Source organism: Streptomyces sp. NPDC054866, from assembly GCF_053610745.1.
Map to the genome: position 1 here is coordinate 1,387,569 of NZ_JBSGZA010000001.1, position 15,383 is coordinate 1,402,951.

Below are 15,383 nucleotides of genomic sequence, written 5' to 3' on the forward strand. Positions count from 1 at the left end.
GAAACGAACATCCGATCGATTTGCGTGTCCAGTGAAAGGTACCAAACTGCGGGGGAGCGGGACGGGACGCGCACCGGACCGCTCCGGACGCAGACCGGCCCGCGGCCCGCGCCTCTGGGACGACGCTTCGGTCTGTGGCGGGTTCGAGTCTCACCCCCGCCACTCCATGAGGCCTCTGAGCTGCCGCGAAGTTCGGCAGGCTGGGGATCGGCCGATAGGAGGCCAGCGGCGCTGTACTTCCGCGTATGGCGTCGTACGGCCGTCAACGGGGATTCAGAACTGCGCATTAGAATCGTGCACTTGACTGGGTGGCAAGGGGACGCAGGTTCAAATTCTGTCGTCCCGACAGAAACGTCGCAGGTAGGGGGCGCCTTCGGGTGGCCCCTAATTCGTGGTTGGGAGCGATTTCTCTTTTTTTGGGTGGCGGGGAGCCGTTTCCGTTGTTCCCTGGGAGCGGGGTGGGCGGCGCGTACGGTGCTCAGATTTCGACCCGTGCCCGTCACAGGTCCAGCGTGAGCCGGCCCTCCTTCGCCCGTGACACGCACACCATGAGCGTGTCGTCGCAGGCCCGTTCCTGTGCGGTGAGCACACTGTCGCGGTGGTCGACCTTTCCGGACAGTACGTCCGTCTCGCAGGTGCCGCAGGTGCCTTCTGTGCAGGAGTAGAGAACCTCGACCCCGGCCCGCTGCAATGTGGCGAGGATTGACTCGTCGGCCGGGACCATCAACGTGCGGCCGGAGCGGGCGAGTTCGACCTCGAAAGGTGTGTTCCCGGCGGTGACGGCCTGTGTCGGGGTGAAGCGTTCGGTGCGTAGGGCCTCGGGGGGCACCAGAGCCTCGATGGAGGTGAGGAGCGACTCCGGGCCGCAGGCGTAGACGAGTTCACCTGGCCGCAGACCGGCCAGGAACTCCGGCAGGTCGAGCGGGCCCTCGCAGAGCCGGATCCTGTCGGCGGGATGGCTGGTCGCCAACTCCTCGGTGAACGCCATTGATTGGCGTGCGCGGCCACCGTAGTACAACGTCCATTCGCCCGCTGCGGCATGCAGCATCGGCAGGATCGGGGTGATGCCGATGCCGCCCGCCACGAACCTGTACGAGGGCGCCGGTTCGAGCCGGAAGTGGTTGCGCGGCCCCCGGGCGTACACCCGGCTGCCGGGCCCCAGCTCACCGTGCACATGGGCGGAACCGCCGCGGCTCTCCCGCTCCCGCAGCACGGCGATCCGCCAGGTGTGGGCGTCACCGCCGCACAGTGAGTACTGCCGCTCAAGGCCGTCGGACAGGACGAGGTCGACATGGGCGCCCGGCTCCCAGGCGGGCAGCGGCGCGCCGTCGGGGCGGCGCAGGAACAGGGACACGACGTCGGCCGCTTCCTGGCGGCGTTCGGTGACGACGAGGTCGACGAGCAACTCGCTCATGAGGTGCGGTCCTCCTCCGTGACAGCGGGGTGGCTGGAGTGGTCGGAGTGGCCGGAGTGGTGGTCGGGGTGGGCTAGCATCCACTCCCACATGGCGACCGGATCCTGGCACGTGTGGCGCGCGCCGCAGTGGCAGGAGCCGTCGAGGAGATCGGTGCCGGGGAGCCACTCGACGCGGAAGACGTCGCCGCTCATCCCGCGGCCAGCTTGGCGAGGATGCGGCGGGCGGCCAGACCGCCGGTGTCGATGTTGATGCTGAGCTCCTGGTAGCCGGCGGGCTCGGTGTCCAGGGAGCGCTGCAGCAGGTTGAGCGCGTCCACGTCCTGCATGACGACCGTGTGGTTGAAGTCCCGCAGGAATTCGGTCACTTCGTGGTCGTCGACGGCGAAGTTCCGGGAGACCGCCCAGAAGTCGTAGACCTTGCCGGGTGCCGACGGCGTGATGGCGTACGTGATCTCCGTGCGGAACTGCGGCGATTCGGCCCCGGACGGACCGGCCCCGGACGGGCTGATGCGGCTGTGCAGGAGGTACAGGCAGGGCGCGTGGTACTCGATGTCCTGCAACCGTTGGATGCGGCCCTCGATCCCGGTGGAGCGGGCATAGAAGGGCGGGCACTCGGCGTCGAGCATGTGCCGTGAGACCCGTACGATCCCGGCGGTCTCGTCGACCTCGGTGGTGATCGGCGTCTCGGCGACCTCCGGGGTGCCGATGTAGCCGCCGTGCAGATACGTCTCGTGGGAGAGGTCCATCAGGTTGTCGACCAGGAGGCCGTAGTCGGCGTCGATCGGCTCCATCCCTTGCACGGTCACCCAGCCGTCCTCGGCCAGGTGCGGGGCCCGCGGAATCCTGTCGGCGTCGGCGAGTTCCGGGTCACCGATCCACACCCACACCATGGCGTCGACCTCGGCGACGGGGTACGAACTCACCCGCGCCGTACGCGGAACGCGTTTCTGCCCCGGCACGTACACGCACGTCCCGATCGTGTCGTAGGTGAACCCGTGGTATCCGCACACGACCCGGTCACCGTCGAGACCGCTCGCCGAGAGCGGGTAGCGGCGGTGCACGCAGCGGTCGGCGAGGACGACCGGTTCCCCCGCCTGCGTGCGGTAGAGGGCGAGCGGTTCTCCGAGGACGGTACGGCCGAGGAGTTCGCGGCCGACCTCGGAGGACCAAGCGGCGACGTACCACTGGTCGCGGGCGAAAGCGGTGTGATCGGTCATGGCAGGCGTCCCTCCTGTTACTGCGCGCAGCGCCATCGCTCCGCGTCGTGGAACAGAGTCGTGACCTGGGGCACACCCTCACAACGCGACTTCCGTCAGGCGGAAGCCGGAGGCTCGGGCGAGACGGGTTGCCAGCCCAGGGCGCGCGAGATGCCGCGTCCGGCCAGCTGGACCGCCGGAATCAGCGCGGGTGTCCGCGCCCCCGTCACCGGTACGACGACCGAGACCGCGGCGACCACGTCCCCGCGTGGTCCGCGCACCGGCGCCGCCACCGACAGCGCGTCGTCGGTGATCTGGCGGTCGCTCACCGCGACCCCGCCGCGCCGCACATCGGCGAGTATGCGCCGCAGTTGGTTCGGATCGGTCACGGTGTACGGCGTGAAGGCGGCCAGGGTGTCGGTGGGGTACCGGGTCTGGAGGTCGAGGCCCCCGTGGGCGAGCAGGACGAGTCCGACTCCGGTGGCGTGCAGGGGCCAGCGCGCGCCGACCTGCGAGTGCACGCCCACCGCGGAACGTCCGGAAAGCCGCTCGATGTAGACGACCTCCAGGCCGTCGCGCACGGCGAGATGGACGTTCTCGTGCGTGGCCTCGTACAGGTCCTCCAGGAAGGGCAGCGCCGCTTGGCGCAGCCCGAGGCCGCGCGGGGCGAGCGCGGCGATCTCCCACAGGCGCAGTCCTACGTGATAGAGCCCGGCGTCGTCCCGTTCCAGGGCGCCCCACCGCGTCAGCGCCCCGACGAGCCGGTGCGCGGTGGCCAGCGGCAGGTCGGCGCGGTGCGCGAGTTGAGTGAGGGTCAGGGCGGGATGTGCCTGGTCGAAGGCGCCCAGGACGTCGAGGAGACGGTCGGTGGCGGAACGGTTCATCGGGCAGCCCTGCCGGAGCGGGGAGCGGCGGCCGCAGGTCGGTGGCCTGACCGGGCTGGACGCCGGTGGGTCGAGCCGCCCACCGTGCCCTCCGTCGTGCAGTCCGCCGTGCAGTTCACAGCGAGCCGGCCCGTCGGACGCCCCTCGTGCCGCAGGACGAGCGGCACCAGCGGGGCGAGCGGCCGGGCGAGTAGCGGGGCGAGCGGCGGGGCGAAGACCAGATGGAGTGGGCGCAGCGACATCCTGAGATCCTGCCCGATGGCGGCCTCCGCCACCGGGCCGACCCTCACGCTCAGCCGCGGCCGGCGGGTGCCTCGGCGCCCCCAAGTCGCCCACTCGCCGCAGGTATCGGCCTGACCGAGCACAGGGCTTGACCGGCGCACGGTCGACAGCATGTCCTACGGTTTCCGGAAGACATCCGGAGCCCTTTCGGATGGCGAGTCGACGGAGGTGAGGGACGTGGCCGGGGAAGGCGCTCAGCGCAAGGCGACCACGCGGAGCCCGGACGGGCCGGCCAAGGTGACGATCACCGAGATCGCGCGGGAGGCCGGGGTCTCGGTCCCGACCGTCTCGCGGGTCGTCAACGGACGGTCCGACGTGTCGCCGGCCACCCGCGCCCGGGTGGAGGATCTGCTGCACCGGCACGGCTACCAGCGCCGCCCGCCGGCGCCCGGCGACCGCGCGGCCCTGCTCGACCTGGTCTTCAACGACCTGGACAGCCCCTGGGCCGTGGAGATCATCCGCGGCGTCGAGGAGGTCGCGCACGAGGCCGAGGTGGGCACCGTGGTCTCCGCGATCCACGACCGGGCGGGCGCCGCACGGCAGTGGATGACCAATCTGCGGGCCCGCGCATCCGACGGCGTCATCCTGGTCACATCCGCCCTCGAACCCGGTCTCCACGACGAACTGCGGCGCCTGGGCGTGCCGTTGGTGGTGATCGACCCGGCGGGCTCGCCGGCGACCGAGGCGCCGACGGTCGGCGCCACCAACTGGGCGGGCGGGATGGCGGCGACCGAGCACCTGCTGGACCTCGGGCACCGGCGGATCGGGTTCATAGAGGGCCCGCCCCGGCTGCTGTGCTCGCGGGCCAGGCTCGACGGGTACCGGGCCGCGCTCGACGCGGCGGGCGTGCCGGTCGACGACGAGCTGATCGTGCCCGGCGACTTCTACCACGCGTCCGGGTTCACCGGCTGCAACCAGCTCCTTGACCTCGCCGACCCGCCCACCGCCGTCTTCGCGTCCAGCGACCAGATGGCGCTCGGCGCGATCGAGGCGCTGCGCCGGCGCGGTCTGCGGGTGCCCGAGGACATGAGCGTCGTCGGCTTCGACGACCTGCCGGAGGTGCGCTGGAGCGCGCCGCCGCTCACCACGGTCCGCCAACCCCTGTCCGACATGGGCAAGTTGGCGGCCCGCGCCGTACTCGACCTCGCGCGCTCCGTCGCACCCGCGTCGCCGCGCGTCGAGTTGGCCACGGAACTCGTGGTCAGGGCCAGTACGGCGGCTCCGCGCGACCTGTAGCGCGACGGGCACCCGGACGGGGGTGTCAACGACCCATTTTGTTAAGGGCGTTGACACCCCCGCCTTGTGTCCGTAACTTCCGTGGCCATCTACCGATAGTTTTCGGATCCCTTCCGGAAGGTGTGCCATGTCAGCCTCCGATCTCTCCCGCCGACGCCTCCTCGGCGCCGCCTCCGCCGCCGGTCTCGGGGCTGCCGCACTCACCGCGTGCGGTGGTTCCGACTCCGGTGGCGGGAAGGACAGTTCCGGCCGGACCGTCGTCGAATGGTGGAACATCCAGACCACGGAGCCGTCGAAGACCGTCTGGCCGGAGCGGGCGAAGGCGTTCGAGGCCAAGAACCCCGATGTACGCATCAAGCTCGTCACGCTGGAGAACGACGCCTACAAGTCGAAGATGACGGCACTGACCAGCTCCGGAAAACTTCCGGACATCTACCACACCTGGGGTGGCGGTGTTCTGCGGCAGCAGATCGATGCGGGCCTCGTCGAGGACCTCACCGCGTCCATCGAGCCTCTGACCGCCACGCTCGTGCCCGCGTCGGTCAAGGCCTACCAGTTCGACAGCAAGACGTACGCGGTGCCGTTCGACATCGGTGCCGTGGGCTTCTGGTACAACAAGGCGCTCTTCAAGAAGGCCGGTATCGACGCCCTGCCCACCACCTGGGACGACTATCTCGACACCGTCCAGAAGCTGAAGAGCGCCGGCATTACGCCCATTGCCCTCGCGGGCAAGGAGAAGTGGCCCGGCATGTACTTCTGGGCGTATCTGTCGATGCGCATCGCCGGGGTCGACGGCATGCAGAAGGCCGCCGACGCCAAGGACTTCACCGGCGACGACTTCGTCAAGGCGGGCGAGCACCTCAAGGAGCTGGTCGCGCTGAAGCCGTTCCAGAAGGGCTTTCTCGGCGCCGCCTACTCCACCCCCAACGGCGAGGCCGCCACCATGGGCAACGGCAAGGCCGCCATGGAACTGATGGGGCAGTGGGCGCCCGTCGTGCAGGCCGACGCGGGCAAGGGCATCGGCAAGGACCTCGGCTTCTTCGGCTTCCCCTCGGTGGCCGGCGGCAAGGGGGCCCGCACGGACGTGTTCGGCGGAGGCGGCGGCTACGCCGTCCGCAAGGGCGCGCCGAAGGCGGCCGTCGACTTCCTGAAGTTCTTCATGACCGCCGAGTCCGACCGCATCCTCGTCTCCAAGGCCGACACGATCCCGGTCGTCAAGGACGCCACCAGCGCCCTGACCGACCCCAATCTCAAGGCTGTCTCCGGCATGCTCGGCAAGTCCACCGGGTTCCAGCTCTACCTCGACCAGGCCTACCCGCCGGCCGTCGGCCAGGAGGTCAACGACTCCGTCGCCGCGCTCATCGCCGGATCCAAGTCGCCCGAGCAGGTGGCCCGTTCGGTGACCCAGGTCGCCAAGAGCCAGTAAGAGACCATGACGTCGACCTACGTAAAGGACGCGCGGCCCGCCGTCGCCAAGGAGCAGCAGCCCGGCCCCGGCAACCGGCGGCCGCGCGCCCGCCGCGTCACGGACTGGCTGACCGCCGTCTCCTTCACCCTGCCCGCCCTGATCCTGTTCGGCGCGCTCGTGCTCGCCCCGATCATGTACGCGCTGTACGTGAGCCTCTTCAACTGGGGTGGCTTCGGTGCCCCTTCGGACTACACCGGATTCGACAACTACAGCCGCCTCGCCAAGGACCCGGTCTTCCTCGGCGACCTGTGGCGCGGCCTGCTCCTCGTCGGCTTCTCGGTCCTCGTCCAGCTGCCGTTCGCGGTCGCCATGGCGGTCCTGCTCAATCAGAAGCTGCGCGGCCGGGCCGTGTACCGGATGCTGTTCTTCGCCCCGTACGTCCTGTCCGAGGTGATCACCGGCGTCCTGTTCTCCATGATCTTCGCGCCGGACGCCGGGCTCGCCGACAAGGTGCTCGGCGCGGTCGGCCTCGACGGACTCGGCGGGCTGTGGTTCGCCGACCAGTCGACGGTCATGCCGACCCTGTTCCTCGTGATGACGTGGAAGTACTTCGGGTTCCACATGATGCTCTACCTGGCAGGCCTTCAGGGCATCCCGGCCGAACTGCACGAGGCCGCCCGCATCGACGGGGCGAGCTCCTGGCAGCGCTTCCGCCACATCACCCTGCCACTGCTCGGACCGACCCTCCGGATCAGCGCGTTCCTGTCGGTCATCGGCGCCATCCAGCTGTTCGACCTGGTGTGGGTGATCTCCCAGGGCGGGCCCGACCACGCCTCGGAGACGATGGCCATCACGCTGTTCCAGTTCGGGTTCAAGCGCTACCAGATCGGCTACGCCAGCGCGATCAGCATCGCGCTCTTCCTCATCAGCCTCGTCTTCGCCCTCGCCTACCAGCGTTTCGTGCTGCGCCGCGACACCGAAGGAGCCCTCACGAACATGCGAGCCACCCGATGACCGCGCCCGACGCGGCGGGCCGCCGTCGCTTCGGCAAGGTGCCCCTGTACGTGATCGTGTGGGTGGTCGGCATCGTCATGGTGACGCCGCTGCTCTACGCCCTCGTGTCCGGCTTCAAATCCACCGACCAGCTGTCCAGCAACCCCTTCGGTCTGCCCTCGCCCTGGGTGACGTCCAACTACACGGACATCCTCGCCTCCGGCTCCTTCTGGCGGATGCTCGGCTCGTCCACCCTGATCGCGATCGGGACGACCGTCCTGACGGTGGGGGCCGCCGCCCTCGCGGCGTTCTCCCTGGCCCGATTCGCGTACCGCGGGCGGGAGTTGCTGTTCACGCTCTTCACGATGGGGCTGATGTTCCCGTTCGCGGTGGCGATCCTGCCGCTGTTCATCCTGTTGCGTACCTTCGGGCTCCTCGACAACCCGTGGGGCGTGATCCTGCCGCAGGCCGCGTTCGGACTGCCCCTCACCATCGTCATCCTGCGCGGCTTCTTCCGCGAGATCCCCGGCGAACTGGAGGAGGCGGCCACACTCGACGGCTGCTCCCCGTTCGGCTTCTTCTGGCGGATCCTGCTGCCGATGGCACGCCCGGCGCTCGGCACCGTATCCGTCCTCGCCGTGGTGACCAGCTGGAACAACTTCCTGCTGCCGCTGCTGGTGTTCAGCAACGAGACCTGGTGGACGATCCCCGTCGGCGTCCAGCAGTTCCAAGGGCAGTACGCCGCCGACATCGCCCGCGTCTTCGCCTACCTCGTCCTCGCCATGGTGCCCGCCCTCGCCTTCTACGCGGTGGCCGAACGGCAGCTGATCGGCGGCATCACGATGGGCGCCACGAAGGGCTGAGCCCGCTCCCCTCCCAAACTGCTTCGTTGACCCCGCACTTGAGGAGTTCCATGGTCAAGCCATGGCAGGACACCACCCTGCCCGCCCACGTCAGGGCGGCGGACCTGCTCGCCCGGATGACCGCCGAGGAGAAGGCCGCCCAACTGTCCAGCGTGTGGATGGGGGCCGACACCGACAGCCCCGAGGTCGCGCCGGGGCAGCACGCGTACGCGGCCGAAAGCCCCGCCCTCGACGCACTCCTGCCGCACGGCCTCGGCCAGCTGACCCGCCCCTTCGGCACTGTCCCGGTCGAGCCGGCGACGGGCGCCGCCAGGCTCGCGGCACTGCAGCGACGGATCCGCGCCGCAAACCGCTTCGGGCTGCCCGCGCTGGCCCACGAGGAGTGCCTGACGGGATTCACCGCCTGGCAGGCGACCATCTTCCCGACACCGCTCGCGTGGGGCGCCACCTTCGATCCGGCCCTGGTCACCGAGATGGCACAGGCGATCGGTACGTCGATGCGCGCGGCCGGCATCCACCAGGGTCTTGCGCCCGTCCTAGACGTCGTACGAGACCCGCGCTGGGGCCGCACCGAGGAGTCCATCGGTGAGGACCCGTACCTGGTGGGCACCATCGGCACCGCGTACGTACGAGGCCTGGAGGCGGCCGGGATCGTCGCCACGCTCAAGCACTTCGCCGGGTACTCGGCCTCCCGCGCGGCCCGCAACCACGCCCCGGCCTCGCTCGGGCCGCGCGAACTCGCCGACGTGATCCTGCCGCCGTTCGAGATGGCGGTACGGGACGGCGGCGCCCGCTCGGTGATGCCCGCCTACAACGACATCGACGGCCTGCCCGCGCACGCCCACACCGGTCTCCTCACCCAACTCCTGCGTGACACATGGGGGTTCACGGGGACTGTGGTCTCCGACTACTTCGGCGTCTCGCTCCTGGAGTCCGCGCAGAGGGTCGCGGACTCCACCGAAGCAGCCGCCGGTCTGGCGCTCGCGGCCGGTGTCGACGTCGAACTGCCCTCCGCCCGCTGCTTCACCGAAGCCGGCCGCCTCCCCGTCGAACTGCTCGACCGGGCCGCGCTGCGGGTCCTGGAGCAGAAGTGCGAACTGGGGCTGCTCGACCCCGACTGGGAACCGGTGACCGCGGAGACCCCCGTCGATCTGAATCCCCCTCATATGCGCGACCTGGCAAGGAGGATGGCGCAGGAGTCGGTCGTCCTGCTCGCCAACGACGCCGGTCTGCTGCCCCTTGCGCGCGGGCTGCGCATCGCCGTTGTCGGACCGCTCGCCGACGAGCAGGCCGCCATGCTCGGCTGCTACACGTTCCCCCGCCATGTGGGAGTCCATCACCCCGAGCTCCCTGCGGGCGTCGAAGTCCCCACTTTCGCCGAGGCCCTGCGCACGGAGCTGACCGGCGCCACCTTCGTCGATGATCCGGCGCGGGCGGATATCTGTCTGGCCGTGGTGGGAGACCGCTCCGGTCTGTTCGGGCGCGGCTCCTCCGGGGAGGGCTGCGACGCGGCGGACCTGGAACTGCCGTACGGACAGGGCGCGTTGCTCGACGATGTGCTCGACTCCGGGACGCCGGTCGTCATCGTCGTGCTCAGCGGCCGCCCCTACGCGCTCGGCCGCTGGGCCGACCGGGCAGCGGCCGTCGTCCAGGCCTTCTTCCCCGGACAGGAGGGCGGCGGCGCGGTCGCCGGCGTGCTGACCGGGCGTGTCGAGCCGTCGGGCCGCCTGCCGGTCGGCGTGCCGTGGACCGCCGGCGGGCAGCCCGCCCCGTATCTCGCACCGCCGCTCGGCCGCCGCAGCGGCGCCAGCAATGTGGACCCCACCGCGCTCTACCCGTTCGGGCACGGCCTGTCCTATACGACGTTCAGCTGGGACGCCCCGCAGTGCGACGCCCCCGAGCTGCCCACCGACGGCGAGACGACCCTGCGCCTCACCGTCCGCAACACCGGCGAACGCCCCGGCACGGAGGTCGTCCAGCTCTATCTCCACGACCCGGTAGGCACCGTAGCCCGCCCCGAGGTCCGGCTCGTCGGCTACGCCCGCGTCCCCCTCGATGCCGGGGCGTCCGCCGAGGTCCATGCCACGTTTCCGGCGGACCTCGCCGCGTACACCGGCGCCGACGGCCGCCGTGTCGTCGAACCCGGTGCGCTCGAACTGCGCGTGGCCGCGTCCAGCGAACGCGTCCACCACACCGTCTCCCTCACCCTGACGGGGCCGGAGCGGGAGGTCGGGCACGGGCGGCGGATGTGGTGCGAGACGCGCGTCGCCCCTTTCGATGCGGGCACCGAAAGGTTCTTGTCGTCTCAAGAAAGGTCGTCTCAAGAAAGCCAGCGGGGCTTCTTGGCGTCTCGCTCGGTGGGCACCGTGTCCTAGGCCGAGGAAGCGGTGCGGAACATCCGGCGCCTCAGCGTTCGGGGGCCAGCAGGGTGCCCGCGACGGCGCCGTTCAGGACCTGGTGGGCCACGTCGGAGAGCTTGAGCCGGCGGTTGCGGGCGTACGTCCGCATGCGGATGAGGGCCTGTTCCGTGCTGCATCCGCGGGAGCTGGAGAGGTATCCCTTGGCCTGCTCGATGACGATCCGCGATTCCAGGGAGCTCTGGAGGTGTGTGATCTGCGCCTGCTGGCGGTGCATCAGCTGCTGGCGGATCACGCAGATGGTGGCGGTGTCCGCCAGCGCCTGGGCCAGTCGCAGCTGGGTGTCGTCCAGGGGGCGTGGCAGGTCGTGGAGGAGGCTCAGGGCGCCGACCACCGTGTCGGTGTCCTGGTAGCGCAGCGGGACCGTCGCGACCGAGGTGAAGCCGAGCAGCAGGGCGCGCGGCGTGAAGCGGGGCCACCGTACGCAGGTGGCTTCGGCGTCCAGCCGGAGTTCGGGGACGTGGGACTGGGAGCGGCAGAGGTCCCGGGACGGACCCTCGTCGCATTCGAGGCCGAACAGCTCCAGTGCGTGGGTGTACTCGTCGGAGGCCACCACCTCCACGACCTGGCCGTGCGGAACGTTCAGCAGGACCCCGGCCGCCGAGACGTCCAGCAGGTCCACGCAGTGTTCGGTCAGTGTGCGCAGGACATCGGTCACGCTCACTTCCCCCGCCAAGGGGGCAGCGAGATCCACGAACGCGGACGCGAGCCGTTCCTCGCGCCGCTTCTCGGACATGGCGGTCATGCCGCCTCTCCCTTCCGTGGGCACCCTCCACGGCATCCTCGTCAACAGTCGCCCCATGTCGGCAACTGGACTGTGTTCATGCTCCGGTTGAGGAATTCACGGAATCCCTTCCACGCTACCGCCAACGGTCGGCGCGCAGGAGACACGCGTTCATCCGATGTGCCGGGGAAACTGGTCGGCGATCGCGGGAGGGAGCTCGGCGAGGCCCAGTAGCCCGGCCACCGTCCTGCCCGTCAGGTCGTGCCATGCGGTGGCACGTCTCAGCATGGCGTGGTCACCGCCGTGCATCAGCACGGTGGCCGCATCGGCGCCCGCGGCGCCGGCCCGAGCCGCGAAGTCCAGGGAGGACCTCGGGTCGGTCGTACGGTCCTGGTCGCCGTGCAGCAGCACCACGCGACGGCCGCGCAGGTGCGCCACCGGCTCCCCGGTGGGGCACCAGGGGGCGAGGCCGACCACTCCCCGCACCAGCGGATCCCCGGCGGCGCTCAGTGCGGCGCGGGCCCCCATCGAATGCCCCACCAGGACGGTCGGTACGTCACCGGTGAGCAGCTCAAGATCACGCAAGGCCCGGCGGGCGTCCCGCGCCGCGTCCTGCCGCTCACCGTTCCAGCCCCGGACGCGATAGCGCACCCGTCCCATCAGCACCGCGCCTTCCGATGTCGACCGACGGATCGCGCCCTCGAAGAGACGCAGGCGCGCGCCCGGCAGATTCCACGGCGGGGGCGACGTGGTCCCGTGTTCCCGGCCGCCGTGCAGCAGAAGCACGGCGGCACGTGGCTTCGCGACCGGTCTGCTCAGCTCGAGCGCCGGGCGGTTGCCATCGCGGAAGGGCACAGGGACTCCTCGGTATGTCAGCGGGCGCTCACAATACGAGGAGGAGGTGGCGGCGGCAGCGTCCGGGCGGAGGAGGCTCACGCCTCGACGTTCCACCGGGATCACCCACCCCCGCCGCCACCTCTGTGCGTCCGGGATCCCTCACAAACCCGTTCGGACACGAGGTATTCGTCGGTGGGCTCGTGCTGGATTGGTGGACGCCGAGAATGCAAGAGCGCCCCCTCGCACGCCCCCCGATCGCGCCCTGAATCACACCCCCAGATGTTCAAGGAACGCGCTCGCCGTGCAGGTCAGAACGCGCTTTCCGCGTCAAGGCGTCGCGAGCTGGGTCTCGCTCACTTGGCTGATTTGGTGCTGTTCGGCGCGACCTCGATTCCGGTGCCCTCCGTGCGCGCCGAGAACCGGCGTGTGTATCCAGCACCTATCAGCGGCCCGGGGATCCACGGCCCCTCTGAGCGGCCAAGGCGTCCTGGAACGCCCGACTCCGGCAGGTCATCTCTTGTCCCGTGTCGCTCATTTCGTACCGCTAAGCGTTCGCCATCTTTTTTCCGCCAGGTTTCACAGAATCCGCACAGACCCCACAGGTGGGCCGCACTATGTGACGCGTCAGAGCGAGACGGACACACACTGCGATGTGTGACCGTGTCGTTGGGGGGCGGGCCGTGGGGTGGAGACATCCCCTCGGCCCGACCGTGGAGGGGACCACGCACCGCATGAATCACACCGCGCGAGCGGCGGCACTCGGCGCCGGCGCTCTGCTTCTCGCGCTCTCGCTGCCCGGCACTCCGGCCGCGGCGGCCGAGCTGCCACGCATCGACCTACGTGTCCTGGTGGTGACCGACGGAGGCCCCGCCACCGCCGCGCTCACCGCCGAACTCGACGGCCAGGGCACGCCGTACACGACCGTCGACCTGCGGCAGAGCGGACGGCCGGTGATCGACGCCGCGTTCCTCGCGGACACCGTCGACGGCAGGGCGCGCGCCAAGTTCCAGGCGGTCGTGCTGCCCAACGACAATCCGTTCGGGGCCGGTTCGGCCGAGATGACCGCCCTGGCCTCCTACGAGCAGACCTATTCCATCCCGCAGGTCGACGCCTACACCTACGCCAGGCCCGAAGCAGGCCTGAAGGCGCCCGAGTTCAGCGGTTCACTCGACGGGGTCCGGGCCCAGGTGACCGCATCGGGCAAGAGCGGCCCCTTCGGATATCTCGCCGGACAGGTGCCCTTCGAAGACAACGCGCCTACCACGAGCGAGAGTTACGGCTTCCTGGCCGAGCCCGCACCCGGCGCCAACTTCACGAGTTACGTGGAGGCGCCGATCCCCGGCGCGTCGGGCCGCGGATCGCTCGTGGGCGAGTACCGCCATGACGGGCGGCGCGAGCTGGTGGTGACCTTCGTCTACAACCAGCACCAGCAGCAGTTCCGGCTCCTCGCCCGCGGCATCGTCGACTGGATGACCCAGGGCGTCCAACTCGGCTCGTCCCGCAACTACTTCGCCGTGCACGTCGACGACGTCTTCGGAGCCGACGACCGCTGGGACAGCGAACTCAACTGCACCCCGGGCGACGTGGACTGCCCGCCGGGCCAGGGCACACCCGACCCGATCCGCATGACCGCGGACGACGCGGCCTACGCGGCCCAGTGGTCCAAGGGCCGCAAGTTCCCCCTCGACATGGCCTACAACGGCGGCGGCAGCGAGCTCTACCGCGAGGAGAACGGCGGCGCGGACCCCCTGGCGGACCGGCTGATCGCCGACCGAGGCGAGCACCGCTGGATCAACCACACGTACAACCACCCCTTCCTCGGCTGCGTCCAGGACGTCAGCACCGTGCCGTGGACCTGCGCGAAGAACGCCGACGGCAGCACGCGCTACGTCTCCCGCACCGAGATCTCCCAGCAGATCTCCGACAACCGCAACTGGGGACAGCGCGCCGGACTCCCGCTCCAGAGCGGCGAGTTGGTGACCGGCGAGCACTCGGGGCTCAAGGTCCTTCCGCAGCAGCCCGACGACAACCCGAACCTCGGCCCGGCCCTGCGGGACAACGGCGTGACCTGGCTCGGCTCGGACAACTCCCGGGACCGGGGACAGCGCCCGGTGGGCCCGGCGCTCACCGTGCCGCGCTTCCCGATGAACGTCTTCTACAACGCGGGCCGCACCAGCGAGCAGATCGACGAGTACAACTGGATCTACACCCGCAAGGCGGACGGCGGCAGCGGCGTCTGTGAGAACTCCTCCGTCGCCACCTGCCTGGAGAGCCCCCTCGACTCCACCACCGGCTACCAGGACCACATCGTGCCGGTGGAGTCGACGATCGCGATGGGCCACGTCCTGGCGAACGACCCCCGGCCGCACTTCATCCACCAGTCGAACCTCGCCGAGGACCGCATCGCCTACCCCGTGCTCGGCTCCATCCTTGACGCGTACGGCGCGCTGTTCGCGGACAACGCCCCCGTGGTCAACCTGCGGATGGCCGACATCGGCGGCGAGCTGCGCTCCCGCGCGGCCTGGGACACGGCCGTCAAGGCGGGCAAGGTCACGGCCTACCGGATCGGCGCCAAGGTGACCGTCCAGGCCCCGTCCGGCGTGGCCGCCCGCGCCACCATGCCCACCGGTACCGCCCAGCAACTCCTCCTGGGCACCGACCCGTTCGGTTCGGCGTACGCGGGGCGAACCTCCGGTTGGGTTTCTCCCGCGCTCCTCCAGAGCCGCGTCACGCTCAACCTGCCGTCCGCCCCCGGAGCGGGCGCTACGGCGGCCGAGCAGCCCGGCGTCACGAAGGCGGCCGGGAAACTGCCCGTCCCACCCGGCGCCACCGCGTACGTGAAGCCCGGCACCGACGGCCACACGCCACGCGCGCTGCCCACCCGGCGCTGACCCACCGGCACCACCCGGTGGCAGGCCGGCCCCTCCCGGCCTGCCACCGGACCCACGACGGGCGCCGCCCACGCCCAACGCCCCGCAAGTCCGCCGCCCACGCCCAACGCCCCGCAGTCCAGGGGGCATCGCACCACCATCCCCCCGCGCCCGTACGTCCCGCACCCCGCCGTTCACGGAACTCGCCCTACCCCGGTCCACCGGGGCGGGCGCCGCCGTCGGCTCCCTCGCGTTCG

13 protein-coding genes are annotated in these 15,383 nt (G+C 70.4%); 6 read left to right on the forward strand and 7 right to left on the reverse strand.

Going from position 1 to position 15,383, the window contains the following annotated elements; all coding sequences use genetic code 11:
- Positions 1-499: 499 nt before the first annotated feature.
- The 5 genes from ACWGI2_RS05855 to ACWGI2_RS05875 all read right to left on the reverse strand — a co-directional run bounded on the left by ACWGI2_RS05855 (position 500) and on the right by ACWGI2_RS05875 (position 3,738).
- Positions 500-1,414, reverse strand: a complete 915-nt coding sequence (locus ACWGI2_RS05855; RefSeq protein WP_453694236.1) for a PDR/VanB family oxidoreductase — start codon at positions 1,412-1,414, stop codon at positions 500-502.
- Complete coding sequence (locus ACWGI2_RS05860) at positions 1,411-1,608, reverse strand: hypothetical protein (RefSeq protein WP_453694237.1); 198 nt, start codon at positions 1,606-1,608, stop codon at positions 1,411-1,413. Before ACWGI2_RS05860 ends, ACWGI2_RS05855 begins: the two co-directional genes overlap by 4 nt.
- Complete coding sequence (locus tag ACWGI2_RS05865; protein ID WP_453694238.1) at positions 1,605-2,633, reverse strand: aromatic ring-hydroxylating dioxygenase subunit alpha; 1,029 nt, start codon at positions 2,631-2,633, stop codon at positions 1,605-1,607. The genes ACWGI2_RS05860 and ACWGI2_RS05865 overlap by 4 nt, the downstream gene beginning before the upstream one ends.
- A 95-nt stretch (positions 2,634-2,728) precedes the next feature.
- A complete protein-coding gene (locus ACWGI2_RS05870; protein WP_453394800.1) occupies positions 2,729-3,496 on the reverse strand; it encodes an IclR family transcriptional regulator in 768 nt (255 codons plus the stop codon).
- Positions 3,493-3,738 carry a hypothetical protein gene (locus ACWGI2_RS05875; RefSeq protein ID WP_453694239.1) on the reverse strand — a complete coding sequence of 82 codons (246 nt, stop codon included), beginning with the start codon at positions 3,736-3,738 and terminating at the stop codon, positions 3,493-3,495. Before ACWGI2_RS05875 ends, ACWGI2_RS05870 begins: the two co-directional genes overlap by 4 nt.
- A gap of 151 nt (positions 3,739-3,889) precedes the next feature.
- On the opposite strand from ACWGI2_RS05875, the gene ACWGI2_RS05880 reads away from it, so the two are divergent.
- From ACWGI2_RS05880 to ACWGI2_RS05900, 5 genes are all read left to right on the forward strand, one after another.
- Positions 3,890-5,014 carry a LacI family DNA-binding transcriptional regulator gene (locus ACWGI2_RS05880; RefSeq protein ID WP_453694240.1) on the forward strand — a complete coding sequence of 375 codons (1,125 nt, stop codon included), beginning with the start codon at positions 3,890-3,892 and terminating at the stop codon, positions 5,012-5,014.
- A gap of 127 nt (positions 5,015-5,141) precedes the next feature.
- Entirely contained in the window at positions 5,142-6,440 is a 1,299-nt protein-coding gene (locus tag ACWGI2_RS05885) for an extracellular solute-binding protein (RefSeq protein ID WP_453694241.1), read from the forward strand.
- Between the two features lie 6 nt (positions 6,441-6,446).
- Positions 6,447-7,436 carry a carbohydrate ABC transporter permease gene (locus tag ACWGI2_RS05890; RefSeq protein ID WP_453394804.1) on the forward strand — a complete coding sequence of 330 codons (990 nt, stop codon included), beginning with the start codon at positions 6,447-6,449 and terminating at the stop codon, positions 7,434-7,436.
- Positions 7,433-8,278: a carbohydrate ABC transporter permease gene (locus ACWGI2_RS05895; protein WP_453694242.1), complete on the forward strand. Its 846-nt coding sequence runs from the start codon at positions 7,433-7,435 to the stop codon at positions 8,276-8,278. Before ACWGI2_RS05890 ends, ACWGI2_RS05895 begins: the two co-directional genes overlap by 4 nt.
- A 50-nt stretch (positions 8,279-8,328) precedes the next feature.
- Positions 8,329-10,653, forward strand: coding sequence for a beta-xylosidase/alpha-l-arabinosidase (locus tag ACWGI2_RS05900; protein WP_453694243.1), 2,325 nt, complete (start codon positions 8,329-8,331; stop codon positions 10,651-10,653).
- Positions 10,654-10,684: 31 nt separating this feature from the next.
- Here ACWGI2_RS05900 and ACWGI2_RS05905 read toward each other — a convergent pair whose 3' ends face one another.
- A complete protein-coding gene (locus tag ACWGI2_RS05905) occupies positions 10,685-11,440 on the reverse strand; it encodes an ANTAR domain-containing protein (RefSeq protein WP_453694244.1) in 756 nt (251 codons plus the stop codon).
- Between the two features lie 150 nt (positions 11,441-11,590).
- Positions 11,591-12,274: an alpha/beta hydrolase gene (locus tag ACWGI2_RS05910; protein ID WP_453694245.1), complete on the reverse strand. Its 684-nt coding sequence runs from the start codon at positions 12,272-12,274 to the stop codon at positions 11,591-11,593.
- Between the two features lie 713 nt (positions 12,275-12,987).
- On the opposite strand from ACWGI2_RS05910, the gene ACWGI2_RS05915 reads away from it, so the two are divergent.
- Positions 12,988-15,147: a hypothetical protein gene (locus tag ACWGI2_RS05915; RefSeq protein WP_453694246.1), complete on the forward strand. Its 2,160-nt coding sequence runs from the start codon at positions 12,988-12,990 to the stop codon at positions 15,145-15,147.
- Positions 15,148-15,383 lie beyond the last annotated feature (236 nt).

Excerpts from the sequence above, each read along its gene's own strand:
- ACWGI2_RS05885 (WP_453694241.1), top strand. The coding sequence starts at position 5,142 with ATGTCAGCCTCCGATCTCTCCCGCCGACGCCTCCTCGGCGCCGCCTCC.
- ACWGI2_RS05905 (WP_453694244.1), bottom strand. The coding sequence starts at position 11,440 with ATGACCGCCATGTCCGAGAAGCGGCGCGAGGAACGGCTCGCGTCCGCG.
- ACWGI2_RS05880 (WP_453694240.1), top strand. The coding sequence starts at position 3,890 with ATGTCCTACGGTTTCCGGAAGACATCCGGAGCCCTTTCGGATGGCGAG.
- ACWGI2_RS05900 (WP_453694243.1), top strand. The coding sequence starts at position 8,329 with ATGGTCAAGCCATGGCAGGACACCACCCTGCCCGCCCACGTCAGGGCG.
- ACWGI2_RS05915 (WP_453694246.1), top strand. The coding sequence starts at position 12,988 with ATGAATCACACCGCGCGAGCGGCGGCACTCGGCGCCGGCGCTCTGCTT.
- ACWGI2_RS05860 (WP_453694237.1), bottom strand. The coding sequence starts at position 1,608 with ATGAGCGGCGACGTCTTCCGCGTCGAGTGGCTCCCCGGCACCGATCTC.
- ACWGI2_RS05865 (WP_453694238.1), bottom strand. The coding sequence starts at position 2,633 with ATGACCGATCACACCGCTTTCGCCCGCGACCAGTGGTACGTCGCCGCT.
- ACWGI2_RS05855 (WP_453694236.1), bottom strand. The coding sequence starts at position 1,414 with ATGAGCGAGTTGCTCGTCGACCTCGTCGTCACCGAACGCCGCCAGGAA.
- ACWGI2_RS05895 (WP_453694242.1), top strand. The coding sequence starts at position 7,433 with ATGACCGCGCCCGACGCGGCGGGCCGCCGTCGCTTCGGCAAGGTGCCC.
- ACWGI2_RS05890 (WP_453394804.1), top strand. The coding sequence starts at position 6,447 with ATGACGTCGACCTACGTAAAGGACGCGCGGCCCGCCGTCGCCAAGGAG.
- ACWGI2_RS05870 (WP_453394800.1), bottom strand. The coding sequence starts at position 3,496 with ATGAACCGTTCCGCCACCGACCGTCTCCTCGACGTCCTGGGCGCCTTC.
- ACWGI2_RS05875 (WP_453694239.1), bottom strand. The coding sequence starts at position 3,738 with ATGTCGCTGCGCCCACTCCATCTGGTCTTCGCCCCGCCGCTCGCCCCG.